The sequence below is a fragment of the Helicobacter sp. 11S02596-1 genome (assembly GCF_002272825.1).
In the GTDB taxonomy this organism is placed as follows: Bacteria; Campylobacterota; Campylobacteria; order Campylobacterales; family Helicobacteraceae; genus Helicobacter_J.
The window spans coordinates 68,515-80,759 of record NZ_MLAM01000009.1; the positions used below are offsets into that span (position 1 = coordinate 68,515).

Below are 12,245 nucleotides of genomic sequence, written 5' to 3' on the forward strand. Positions count from 1 at the left end.
ATCATTAATGTCTAAATTTTAGCCACTTTTGTGTAAAATTCAGTTTAATTTAATCTCAAAAGGGCGTGGATGAAGATTCTATTGCGTTTGCCAAACTGGCTCGGCGATGCGGTGATGGCAACGCCTGCATTAGAACTGCTAAAGAATCACTACCCCAAAGCCTCGTTGAGTATCGTAGGCACACAGGCGGTATGTGGGCTTTTTGAGAGAGACCCGTGCGTGCAGGCGGTTTTTGTCGATGAAACCAAAAAATCAAAATCACGCCTACTCGCAACCTACCAGCTCGCCAAACAAATCGGCAAGCACGATATTGCGATCACTTTTACCAATAATATTTTTTCGGCATTGCTTTTGTTTTGGACAAAAACCCCGCTAAGAATCGGCTACGCAAAAAATCTCCGCTCGCCCTTTCTTTCGCATCCCCTCGCATTCCATTCTGGTTATCACCAAGTCCTCACATATGCCCATCTCCTTTCGCCCCTATTTTCAGGTGCATACAAGCAAAATCAAGACAAGATGTTTTTGGATGCGACCTCTTTAGATGTCCCTGCCCTCAAGCTCATAGCGTCAAAAAAACCCTATGCCTCTGAAAAAAAGACAAAAATCGGTATCAATCCCGGGGCAGCATTTGGGAGTGCGAAACGATGGCTCAAAGAATATTTTGCCGAGACGATTTTATCGCTCATACAAAAAGACTACGAAGTCGTGCTGTTTGGGAATCAAAGCGATGAAGAGATGATGAATGAAATAATCACGATTGTCAAAAAACTCGCCACACAACAAAAAATCCTCGAAAATATCACCGATCTAACAGGCAAAACCACCATCACATCATTGATCGATACCATCGCTACTTTGGATTTGTTTATCACCAATGATAGCGGTCCTATGCATATCGCCACAGCATTACAAATCCCACTCATTGCGATATTTGGACCTACAAATGATAAAGAAACCTCGCCTTGGCGACACAAAAATGCCGTGATTTTAAACAGAAGCCTCCCCTGTGCGCCTTGCAAAAAACGCACCTGCCCACTAGATCATCATAATTGTATGAAACTCATCACACCCGATGAAGTCATCGCAGCAACAAATAAACTCCTTGCTAGGAAACCATAATGCAAATCGATTTCAAGCACGCCAGCCCACTAACTAAATACAAAATCTTAAGCAATACCATCACGCCAAGACCCATCGCTTGGATCAGCACCACCGATGAAAATGGCATTATCAATCTTGCCCCATTCAGCTTTTTTGCCCCCATCAGCCCCAATCCTGTGGTGTTTTCTGTCTGTATCACGCCCAAAAGCGATGGTTCGATGAAAGACACACTCAAAAATATTTTGGCAACCAAAAAAGCTACGATTTGTATGTGTGATGAAAAAAATCTAAAATCCCTCAACCAAAGTGCGACAGAGCTTGAATACGGGGTGAGTGAGGCTTTGAGATTTAACATTGCACTTGAAGTCATAGAAAATGGCTATCCCCCTATCATCAAAGGGAGTTTGGTCGCTTTTATGTGCGAACTCTATGATGTTTTAGCCATCTCGCAAGATTCCAAGCCTGTTTTGCTGGAAGCCTCAAGATGTTTCATCGATGATAAAATCTACCAAGAAGATCTAAAATTTATACTAAAAAACGTCGGCAGGGTGGGGAAATATTACCAACTCCCTAGCGAGTGGGTAGATCCTAAAAATCTCTAAATCCACAAAATAAGACCAAAATCAAACCCGCAAATCAAGCGACCAATGCACCCTTGCTAAGGTAATCAATCATCTGAAGCTTTTGGACAAGCTGGCTGATTAAACCTTTCATCTCCATACTCAAATTGTCATTCCTGATGATTCTATTGAACGCATCAAAACTCAATTTTGGGCTTTCTTTTGCCAAAAAATCGACAGCAATCATATCGTTGTTGCTGATAACATTTTCATTTTTGAGGGTTTGTGCCATCGAGATAAAAGAATCGACATTTTTAAACCCGCCAGCAACCTGATCTTTGATGTTTTGAATGCGGGTATATTCTTGTGATGGCAAAAATTCATCGTGAATGTTTTTGATACGCCCAAGATGGCTGGAGGAATTTTTGTCAATTTTATCACCACCAACAGGCCCGCTTTTGCCCACATTTGAGGCAATATCTGCGGTGAGATTGGGCGAGACATCAGGAGTGATATCTTGGCGATAACGGCTAGAAAAAATATCTTTGAGGCTACTAGCGTGATTGGTGTGATTTTGGATTTCCATACGCTCTCCTTAAGAATAATATTCTAAAAGGAGAAGCAAAAACTATGCCAACTAAATTTTCCCAACCGCTAAAGCAATTGGGATTTCTGCCTAAGCAGATTTAAATGCTTTTATCTTTCTCGCCCAAATCATTCCCATCTAAATCGTTTCGGTCCAAATTGCCCCCATTCAAATCATTTTGAACGCACAAAAGCTCGTAGGCAAGCTCAATTTCACGGAGTTTCTCAAACGATTGTGTTACAAAGCTTTTGTTGAGATTTTTGATATCAAAGATATTTTGTTTCGCTCCCAAAACCAAATCTTTAAATTTCCCCTCCAAATCTTGGGATGAAAAATCCTCTCCTAAGCCAAAAATCTCGAGCGCTTTGGGGCGATCCATTTGTATTTTTGTCTCATTTTGTGCTTCAAATGCATCATAAATGCGATTAAAATCTTCATTGCCAAGCTCCAAAAAGGCTGCAACATCAATGATATTTTCTTTTTCATCTCCATCGAGTTTGCCCCCGACATAGGCTAATGCGAACAGAAATTCAACAAGCTTCAAACGCTTTTTGTATTCCCCATAACTCAATGCCAAAAAGTCTTTGCATAATTGGTCTAAATCCCCAAGATTTTCATCATCACCAATCATTCTCAAACTCTCGATAGGATTTTCAACGCCCTGCATTTGCGAAGCCATATCTTCAAACATTCCCTCGACCATCAATCGCCTGATTGTGGGTTCTTTGGTGCTTTTTAGTGTTTTGGCAATGATAGCTGTGAGAATTCCAAATTCGGTCTTTTTGATCTTATCAAGCGGGCTGGTTTGCACATAAGGGTCTTGAGACAAATCATATTCTTCCATTTCGGGCTTTGTGTCTCTAAACTGCACCGAAATAGGATTTTTCAGATACTCTTGTAACGTGATATAGAGATAATACACTACAACGCCTGCCAGTATTAATAAAACAATATCCATATCTTTCCTTTTTAACGATTTTTAAATTTATTTCTCAATTCTCTTTTTCTTTTTTCTTCACGCTCCTGATTGGCTTTGTGTAAGCGAATCTGCTCCTCTTTTTGTTTGGCTTCAAGTGCGAGCCTACGCTCACGCTTCTTTTTGAGCTGTTGCATATAGTCTTCTCGCTTTTCTGGGGATTGAAATTCAATGGGCTTCATCAACAAGATAAAAAGCATAAAGATAAACAAAATCAGCGCCGTTGCTGGGGAATTTTGCCCACCGATATGATACCAAATACCCCCGATGAAACAAGCTATCAAGACTTTAAAAAATATCTTCATTCAAACAATCCTGATAAAAAACTAGTTTGATTCAAATTATATAAAACCAACCCGATTTTTATGCAAATGCAAGCCAATTTTTTGAGAATCCCGCTCACCCATAGCTAGCAAAACCAATTCAGACAAAAACAATGTTGGCGTAGAATCAAAATCCCGCCGATAGGCTTTGGAAGCCTTTTTGGCGTGTGTATCGAGCATTTCAAACTGCCCGAGTGATGTTGTCAATAAAAAATCAACCCCCAAATCAATCGCTTCATAGTAAATGGCGCCTGATTGCTTGAGTGCAGAGGGTTTAAACACATCAAACAAATGGGCATATGACTCGTTTTGGACGCTTGCTTGATGGTGCTTTAAAGAGATTTTTTTAAACATTTCATCATAGCAAATTTTATCGATTCCATCCGAAGAAAACCCAAACAATGAGCCGTGAAAAAGCAATGTTTCAAAACCCTCAAAACTCTGAATAACATCGTATTTTAGCTCATTTGCAATCATTTCATTGAGGTATTTTACGCCTGCATTGTTGCTCGAAGTGCGTTCATAGCTCAAACCATAAGATTTGAGCTTTTTATTGATACTTTCAAGCACCTGTTGATCGGCGCTTTCATCGCTATCTAAAATCTTTTTGGCATAAAGCGCATTGATATAAGCGTCTTCATCACAACACAGCAAAACCGCACCATTATGCTGGGCGAGTGCGAGATTATAAGCATTAGCAAGCAAAAACTTCTCAAGATCGCACAACCGCCCCCAATACCCCCCATCAAAACAAAAATGCAAATCCAAAGTCTTTAGCCCCATTTTTTCTAATAATATCTTCGCACTTCTAAGGAGCGGGGCGGTATTCCAGCCTTTTTCATAGCCGTTAAAAATAGCATAGGTAAGTTCAGAGGATTTTTGCGGTGGCAAAGCAGGTGCAAATTGGTATTTTGAATCGACATTTTGAGAAAACTTACTCCAGCTATTCCCAGCAAATGGGCATTTTGAGGCTTGCGTTAGCATTTTTTGGATTTCAAATATTTCTTTATCAATACCATCGCTTTCAGGATAAACAAAATGCTTCACGCTCACAAAATTCATCACGCCATTTTTTGGCTCAGCGATACTTTCAAGCAAGCGTTTGGCTTCTTTTGGATGGCGCATAAAAAGCCATTTGACATATAAAAAAAAGCCATCTCCAAAATAATCAGGATTTCTTTGTGGTGAGATAAAATTGATATTGAGAAATTTTGTAAGCTCGGCTTTTTCTGTGGCACTCAAAAAATCCCCGCCATCTAAAAAACGCTGGTAAAAGCCCAAAACCGCCTGTTTGTCGATACATAAATCCTTGAAAGCGTATTTTATAGAAATAGGTTCAAGCACCCATTCTTTGCCAAATCTCACAACCAAATCTGAAACAGACAAATCCTCAAAAACAGCGATTTGATTGATTTTTAACGCGATAGTTTTATCATATGCCAAATCCCGCAAAGGCAAAGATTCTAAGACATTTGATAGCAAACTCTCTGGATCATATTCAAAATCACATTTTTCATAAGCAGGGTTATAATCTCTTTTTGCGTCAAATCTAAAAACACTCAGGTGCAGTTTATGGATACTCATTGGATAATCCTTCATAAAAATTAAGCTTAGATTTTACCGATTCTGCCACAAAACCAAAGACAATGTTTTGGTTACTATTCAAGTTTTTCCATTCTTCTGGAGTGCTTGCATAATCTCACGATTTTGCGGATTAGACAAAATCGCCTCCATCGAGTCTTGCATTGCCTCTTCATCGGGATTACCAAAAACTAAGCTCATATCATAGCGATTGAAAAGCACGATATTATTATCTTTTTTATCTTTTACAATAACTTGGATAATGCCCTCTAAAGACACGCTCACGACACTGCCGATATTGTCTTTGCCAAATCCGGCTTCAAACGCCACACTATCGTCAAAAACACGCAAACTCTCAAAAGTATAGCCCGCCAAAACAAATAGCACCAAAGGACCAAATTTTTCAAAAATCTCTTGGGGCAAGGGCGGTTCAAAGCTAACTTTTGACAAATCGCACAAAATGCAAAAATTCAGATTATTGTGCGCTAAAAAATTGATATTTTCAAAGCAATGCCGATTGCTTAGCTGGTTGTATTCTCCTAAAATACTCATACAACACCCAACCTTTCAAACTCCTCAAGCATTCGCCTCACCTCATCCATACCGATTTTCCAAAATGCTTCATCTTCAATATCAAATCCAAATGCCCCAACCAAATCCTTGGGACTCTCACTCCCGCCCTTGCTTAAAAATTCAATATACGTTTGAACAAAATCCTTATTTTTGCCACTTTTATAAAGCCCAAATAACGCCAAAACGAGCAACTGCCCGTAGCTGTAGGCATAACAATAAAATGGCGAATGGATAAAATGCGGGATATAACTCCACCACCGGTCATAATTTTTTGTAAGTTTGAGACTTTTACCAAACATTTTTTGATTTTCTTCTCGCCAAATCTTATCAAAATCTTCGGCTTTAAGCTCATTTTCTTCTGTGTGTATCCTGCGCTCAAAATTTGTCATCACCACTTGCCGAAAAAGCGTTGAAAAAATATCTTCGAGCTTCCCTGCATAGATCGCACGGAGTTCTGTAGGGGAGAGATTGGATTTGAGACTTTCAAACAAAAGCATTTCAGCAAAAACCGAGGCGGTTTCTGCCGTCGTTAGGGGCGTATCCATATTCAGACAACCCACGCTTTTGCTGAGCTCTTGATGGACCATATGCCCAAATTCGTGTGCAATCGTAAAGGCGTCCCGCCGATTGCCGGTAAAATTTAACAATACATACGGGTGGGCGCAAGGCACAGCGCCGTGGCTAAAAGCACCGCCACGTTTGGAGGCTCTGGGGTGAGAATCCACCCAGCCATTTTCTATAGCCTTTGAGGCGATTTGATAAAACAGCGGGGAAAAATCTTTGAACGCTTTCAAAACCCAATCAAGTGCCTCTTGGTAGCTTACCTGCTGATTTACGCTTTTTTGTGTCAAAATCGGTGCGTAGCGATCGTAATCTTTGAGCTTATACCCCAAAATCTGGGATTTGATCCCGTAATACCGATGCACCAAAGCAAAATTTGCATTCACGATCTCAATCATACTATCAACGCTTTTTTGTGTGATTTGATTATCAATATGGCGGAACGACTCTTTTTTCTCATAATGGCGCAACTCCGTTTCGATATGGAGATCCTTGCGCACCATATTGAGGATATATGTGAGCAAAAAACTTGATGTTTTTAGCGTCGCACTAAACGATTTTTGTGCCTTTTTTCTTGTCTTTCTATCGCTATGATGGAGAAGTGCCAGGATTTCTTCCTCGCTTAAAATCTTATTTTCATAGGGGATTTTGAGTGCGGATAAATATTCATCAAAAAGCCTCGAAAATGCTCCTACGCCGACAGGAGATGTCGCTAAAAGCACCTTTTCTTCAGGCAAGGAAAGGCGGTGGGGTTTTTTTTGTGTGAGGGTTTGGAGATAATGGGCGTATTTTTTGATTTTGCTTATCAAAAGTTTTTGTTTTTTGGCTTCAAGGGCGCAAAATTCGATTTCAAAAAAGACAATATGCTTTTGTATGGCATTGATAATAAGTTCGTATTTGGCATAAAAATCCCCTTTTGTCGTATCCGAGGCAAACACCAAAAACACATAGGTCATCGCCCTAGAAATCCCCTCAATAAGCTCCTCATAGGTTTCAAGCGCTTTTTGAAATTCCAAAGGCGAGAGTGAGCCAAGCGTGCTGGCGGTTTTTTTCTCATAGGCTTTGGCTTTTTTTTCTGTCTTAAAAAGATAATCTTCTAGCTCCCTTGTATCCTTAAAAAGAGCCCGCAAATCCCATCGGTGTTCTATTTTTTTCATCATCACTTATCCTTTTTATTCAAAGCATATTGTGCTAGCAAGTGGGCGATTTCACGCTTGCTGTTGATACTAGTAACATTAAGCCTGTCTAATTCCTCCTCTTCGATCTTGCAATCGACTTTTGCGATCACATCAACTCCGGGCGCAATGCCTAAAATTCTATCACAAATCGCCTTGATAATACTGGTATTATCAACGGTAATAATAACGCATTTTGCAGATTCAAGCTTGAGTTTTTCCAAAAAGCGCTCTTGGGTGATATTCCCAAAAATAACATTATCTTTGGCTTTTTCACCCAGCTCGACTTGGGCGATATTGCAATCAACCGCAACATATCTCGCACCCGATTGCTTAAGGATTCGCACGACTTCTGAACCATATGTGCCATAACCCACGACAATGATATGGTCTTGAGGTGGGATAGAAATTTGGACATTTTGATCCTTTTTGATCCCATAATGCAAACGTTTTTTGAGGATATAGCCGGTAATCGGGTTGAGATATTTCAAGATAAATGGCGTGATAAGCATAGAAAAAATCACCATCAAAACCAAAAATTGGTGCAAATCCGCTGGCGTGATGGTGATGATCCCTTTTGCTTGCAGATAGGGCAAAATCCCGCTTTCTTCAAAATCAAAAAGATTGCTAATATGGGCATTCAAAAATACAACAAAAGAAAACTCCCCGATTTGTGATAGCGATAATGCCGTTTTCATCGAACTTTCAGAACTTCTAAAAACTTTTAGAATCCCATAAATCAAAGCGATTTTTAACACCATCACCCCACAAAGCAAAAGCACAATCGCAAAAAATTGCGAAAAGAGAAAAGGGAGATTGATCTGCATCCCAACGGTAACAAAAAACAAGCCCAATAAAATATCACGAAAATGCGATAAATCCGCTTCTACTTGATATTTGTAGCGGGATTTTGAAATCGCCATCCCTGCGATAAATGCCCCCAAAGACATCGAAAAACCAAAAAAATGGCTCACGCTCGCCGCACCGAGCACGATGAGTAAAATCGTCCCGATAAATAACTCTGGCAATCGGCTATTAGCGGCGAGATTGAGGATTTTGGTAGCAAAATATCTCCCGGGGAGCAAGAGGATCACCAAAACAATAAGTCCAGAAATCAGTGTCTTTAACAGCAAGCTTCCCAAGCTAGAGCCTTCATTGCTAAGGAGTGCCAAAACGAGCAAAATAGGGATAACCGCAATATCTTGCATAATCAAAATCCCTACAACGCTCCTGCCTGCAACGGTGTTGAGTTGTTTATTTTCTTCAAAATATTTCAAAACAATCGCTGTAGAAGACAGCGAAAATGCCATACCCACGACCAATGAAGCCACTAAGGAAAGTCCAAAGATATAATAACTCAGCCCAAAAAACACTAACATCGTTGCTACGACTTGCAAAATCCCAAAGAGCAAAACCTCTTGTTTCATCGAAGCGAGTCTATCAAAGCTAAATTCCAGCCCAATCATAAACATCAAAAACACAATCCCGAGATCTGCAATCCCTGATAAAGTCTCAGAACTTTCTATCCCAAAAAGATAGACAATCGCCACGCCGGTAAGGATGTAACCAATGATAACGGGCATATCAAACCGCTTCAAAAATAGATTGATAATAATGGACATTAAAATGCCAGCAACCGTGATATAAAATACTTCTTCTATGACACTAACCTCCCTAAAAACTAGAATATATTATTTACTTTTTTGTTATAATGGCTCAATTAAAATTGTAATCATACTACAAAAGGCTTTAAGTGGATTGTTCATTGCTATACACTATCACGATGGATATGCTTGAACAAGGTCGTATGCGATCAAAAAGTCTTGTTGATTTTAATCAAAATATTATCGGAAATCTATCTTTTGAGATCAAAAAAATACTCCAAGATCACCCCATCGATTCTGGTGATCAAAATTGCCAAGAATATGTCCGAAGAAGTATTGCGGATTTTTACAGAAAAAACGGGATGAATGCCTTTATTTATTTTGACAAAAGCAAAAATATCTCCGTCTCTGCAGTCATCAAAGACCCCAATGCCAACTTGAGTATTTTTTTCTTGAGTAAATGGCTTCAAGATAACAAAAATCAATTCAAATCCGAAATTTCAGATGACAAACCCCTTTCCCAAGAAGACTTTAATCAGATTTTTGAATACGCCAGAACCTGCGTGGATTCGGACAATGAATTGGTTTTTCGCGATGTTGTCCGCAATGCGGTCAAAAAAACGTTTAACTTCAATTCCCGAGACGGGCTGTTTTTTTCCAAGCTTGGCGTCTATCTCAAAACATTTGACTTCAATTTTGTAAAAATCAGCAACGAAATCCGTAGCGTGCAAAAACTCAGCGCCGAGCGTCTCCTTAGCGATGAAGACAGGTTCAAAATCAATAACCATCTCAAAAATATCAATCTGGATGATTTGATTTTAAAAAGCACCGCTTATGTTTTGGATACAAAAATAGACCTAGATAACACCTCAAATATGGAATTTTATAAAAATTTCCATTTTTATATGACGCAAGAATTGCGCTTGCATTTAGAAGAAATCCTTGGTGAAAAGATCCCAAGTATGCTCCAAACCTGCTTTGCAGAAGAAAAAGTCCGCTCTCGGAGGCATTTGATTTTTGAAGAAGTTGCCAAAAGGTTGCTCGAACTCGTTTATCAAAAATCCAAAGGCGCGATGGATTTTGTTTCGTTTTATCGTGGGCAAATCGTGCGTATCGAAAATCAGGAGGTTTTTGCCCCCATCATCTTGGATAACAAAGGTGAAAAATATAGTTTGGCAAAAATACAAAACGTTGTTAATGAAAGATTTGAAGTCCAAATCAGAATCAATGCCTTGCAAAATGGTATCCAAAAAGCCAAGCAAGCTGGTCTCAATCTCGAAACTGACATCAACGAAATCCAAAATCAAATCGCAGAAAAAAACAAGACTTTAAGCCAAACCGATGCGATTTATGAGAAAAAAAAGAAAGAACTTTTGAGTCTTCGAGGCGATGAGATGATCCAAAAAGAAACCATCAGCGTGAGCTTGACAAAATATCTTGAGGAGAAAAAATCCTTGCTCAATCAAATCGAAATCTGCAACAAACAAATCGAACAAATCCGAAATAAAAAGCTTGAACTCATACAAAAACAAAAAAATATTGAACACGCTATCGAAGAAGAAAAAGAAAAAAGCCAGAGTAAATTTATCGAGTATAATATGCTTGTAACCGCCCTTTCAAACGCCATAGGAGGAATCAAACTTGAACTTTGACACCCCAAGAATCCACAGCAACCAAAATCTCCAAATCCAAACAAAAATGCTTATCGCTACCATCACGATTGGATTTTTGCTCGTATGTATCACGTCGTTTTTGACACTAAGCGGTCTCAAGCACGATTATGAGACCAACTTCCCCAGCCAGATCCAAGAAATCCAAAAACTCAAACAAATCCAAGACTTTTATCTCATTGATGTGATGAATTATATCAATCAAAAAATGGATATTTTTTCAAACCAAAATCGAATGCTCCATCTATGGGATGAATACAAAATCCTCAGGAGACCAGAAAATAATTTTCTCCACCAAATCAAGCAGTTTTATCAAAAAAATTTTTCCAAAGAATCCTACGCCCAAATGCAAGAATACCGCCAACAAGAATTTGATGAAATACGCAAGGTCGATCGCATTATCCACACAACCAATGCCTTGCTGACAAAGCTCTATCTCAAAAACTCCCAGCACTACCAAGAAGATATCAAAACCCTCATTAGCCTGAGTGTCAATATCAATGAAATCATTTCTGATATTATCAAACTCCACCTCAAAATCTCGGTGCTAAAAAATTCCACGACCAATATGATTTATAAAATCACCTTAGTTGTGTTGTTGGTTTTTATGTTTATCGTTATTTTTATGACGCTATTTTTGTCCAATCTCGTCCTCACCTATATCAAAAATACCAATCAAGAACTCCAAAAAGCCATCGATGAAAAAACAAAAAAACTCAAAGAAATGAATATCAATCTCCAAAAAACTATCGAATACGAAGTCGAGCAATCCCGCCAAAAAGACCAGATTATGTATCAGCAAGCCCGCTTGGCTTCAATGGGAGAGATGATCCAAAATATCGCCCATCAATGGAGACAGCCACTCAACTCGCTTTTGATCCTCATCCAAAGTTTCAAAATCAAATTCAACAATGGCAAGCTTGATAAGCATTTTATCGACAAACAAACCGAAGATGCCCTAAGAATCGCCAAAAATATGTCTGCGACGATAGAAAATTTTAGAAATTTTTTCCGCCTTGATAAAAGTAAGAACGAATTTTCACTCACCAAAGCGATTCAAGATTCGATCAAAATCGTCCATCCTAGCTTGAGGCAAAAAAACATCAGTATCGGCACTTATATTGAAGATGATATTAAATTTTATGGGCACGAAAACGCATTCACGCAAGTGATTTTAAACCTGATAAAAAACGCTTATGATGCGATATTAGAACAAAAAATCAGCAATGGGGTCTGCGAAATCGATCTAAATATCGAAGATGATTGCGCCCAAATCGTGGTAAAAGACAACGCCGGGGGTATTAAATCAGAAAATATAAACAAAATATTTGAACCTTACTTCACCACCAAGCATAAATCCGTAGGGACAGGCATTGGTCTTTATATGACAAAACAAATCATTGAAAGGCAAATGTATGGGGTAATTTCTGCCTCAAATGCAAATTGGATAAGTAAAATCTCAGCAGAAAGTTATTATGGAGCGATTTTTTTGATAGAATTACCTTTGAAACAAAATCAACAAAAAGGATAAGCAT

At 39.0% G+C, this 12,245-nt stretch carries 11 protein-coding genes; 4 read left to right on the top strand and 7 right to left on the bottom strand.

Annotated elements, in window-relative coordinates:
• The first annotated feature begins 69 nt into the window (after nucleotides 1-69).
• The gene (gene waaF, locus BJI48_RS06785; protein ID WP_095333275.1) at nucleotides 70-1,119 is read left to right on the top strand and encodes a lipopolysaccharide heptosyltransferase II; all 1,050 of its coding nucleotides are present in this window, start codon (nucleotides 70-72) and stop codon (nucleotides 1,117-1,119) included.
• On the top strand, nucleotides 1,119-1,703 hold the full coding sequence (locus tag BJI48_RS06790) for a flavin reductase family protein (protein WP_095333277.1): 585 nt from the start codon (nucleotides 1,119-1,121) through the stop codon (nucleotides 1,701-1,703). Before waaF ends, BJI48_RS06790 begins: the two co-directional genes overlap by 1 nt.
• A gap of 34 nt (nucleotides 1,704-1,737) precedes the next feature.
• Here the strand turns inward: BJI48_RS06790 and BJI48_RS06795 are convergent, their stop codons facing one another.
• The 7 genes from BJI48_RS06795 to BJI48_RS06825 form a co-directional block, all read right to left on the bottom strand.
• Nucleotides 1,738-2,247: a hypothetical protein gene (locus tag BJI48_RS06795; protein ID WP_095333279.1), complete on the bottom strand. Its 510-nt coding sequence runs from the start codon at nucleotides 2,245-2,247 to the stop codon at nucleotides 1,738-1,740.
• A gap of 100 nt (nucleotides 2,248-2,347) precedes the next feature.
• A complete protein-coding gene (locus tag BJI48_RS06800; protein ID WP_095333282.1) occupies nucleotides 2,348-3,205 on the bottom strand; it encodes a TerB family tellurite resistance protein in 858 nt (285 codons plus the stop codon).
• 11 nt (nucleotides 3,206-3,216) lie between these two features.
• Complete coding sequence (locus BJI48_RS06805; RefSeq protein WP_095333284.1) at nucleotides 3,217-3,528, bottom strand: hypothetical protein; 312 nt, start codon at nucleotides 3,526-3,528, stop codon at nucleotides 3,217-3,219.
• 36 nt (nucleotides 3,529-3,564) lie between these two features.
• Complete coding sequence (locus BJI48_RS06810; protein WP_095333286.1) at nucleotides 3,565-5,130, bottom strand: DUF5644 domain-containing protein; 1,566 nt, start codon at nucleotides 5,128-5,130, stop codon at nucleotides 3,565-3,567.
• A 78-nt stretch (nucleotides 5,131-5,208) separates the two neighbouring features.
• Nucleotides 5,209-5,679 (bottom strand): hypothetical protein, encoded by a 471-nt coding sequence (locus BJI48_RS06815; protein WP_095333288.1) that lies wholly within the window; start codon nucleotides 5,677-5,679, stop codon nucleotides 5,209-5,211.
• Nucleotides 5,676-7,418 carry a M3 family oligoendopeptidase gene (locus BJI48_RS06820; protein WP_095333343.1) on the bottom strand — a complete coding sequence of 581 codons (1,743 nt, stop codon included), beginning with the start codon at nucleotides 7,416-7,418 and terminating at the stop codon, nucleotides 5,676-5,678. Before BJI48_RS06820 ends, BJI48_RS06815 begins: the two co-directional genes overlap by 4 nt.
• Nucleotides 7,419-7,420: 2 nt before the next feature.
• Nucleotides 7,421-9,058: a cation:proton antiporter gene (locus BJI48_RS06825; protein WP_095333291.1), complete on the bottom strand. Its 1,638-nt coding sequence runs from the start codon at nucleotides 9,056-9,058 to the stop codon at nucleotides 7,421-7,423.
• A 131-nt stretch (nucleotides 9,059-9,189) separates the two neighbouring features.
• Here BJI48_RS06825 and BJI48_RS06830 point away from each other — a divergent pair, with 131 nt between their 5' ends.
• A complete protein-coding gene (locus tag BJI48_RS06830; protein WP_095333293.1) occupies nucleotides 9,190-10,692 on the top strand; it encodes a hypothetical protein in 1,503 nt (500 codons plus the stop codon).
• Nucleotides 10,682-12,241: a HAMP domain-containing sensor histidine kinase gene (locus tag BJI48_RS06835; RefSeq protein ID WP_095333295.1), complete on the top strand. Its 1,560-nt coding sequence runs from the start codon at nucleotides 10,682-10,684 to the stop codon at nucleotides 12,239-12,241. Before BJI48_RS06830 ends, BJI48_RS06835 begins: the two co-directional genes overlap by 11 nt.
• Nucleotides 12,242-12,245 lie beyond the last annotated feature (4 nt).

Excerpts from the sequence above, each read along its gene's own strand:
- waaF (WP_095333275.1), top strand. The coding sequence starts at position 70 with ATGAAGATTCTATTGCGTTTGCCAAACTGGCTCGGCGATGCGGTGATG.
- BJI48_RS06790 (WP_095333277.1), top strand. The coding sequence starts at position 1,119 with ATGCAAATCGATTTCAAGCACGCCAGCCCACTAACTAAATACAAAATC.
- BJI48_RS06795 (WP_095333279.1), bottom strand. The coding sequence starts at position 2,247 with ATGGAAATCCAAAATCACACCAATCACGCTAGTAGCCTCAAAGATATT.
- BJI48_RS06800 (WP_095333282.1), bottom strand. The coding sequence starts at position 3,205 with ATGGATATTGTTTTATTAATACTGGCAGGCGTTGTAGTGTATTATCTC.
- BJI48_RS06805 (WP_095333284.1), bottom strand. The coding sequence starts at position 3,528 with ATGAAGATATTTTTTAAAGTCTTGATAGCTTGTTTCATCGGGGGTATT.
- BJI48_RS06810 (WP_095333286.1), bottom strand. The coding sequence starts at position 5,130 with ATGAGTATCCATAAACTGCACCTGAGTGTTTTTAGATTTGACGCAAAA.
- BJI48_RS06815 (WP_095333288.1), bottom strand. The coding sequence starts at position 5,679 with ATGAGTATTTTAGGAGAATACAACCAGCTAAGCAATCGGCATTGCTTT.
- BJI48_RS06820 (WP_095333343.1), bottom strand. The coding sequence starts at position 7,418 with ATGAAAAAAATAGAACACCGATGGGATTTGCGGGCTCTTTTTAAGGAT.
- BJI48_RS06825 (WP_095333291.1), bottom strand. The coding sequence starts at position 9,058 with ATGTCCATTATTATCAATCTATTTTTGAAGCGGTTTGATATGCCCGTT.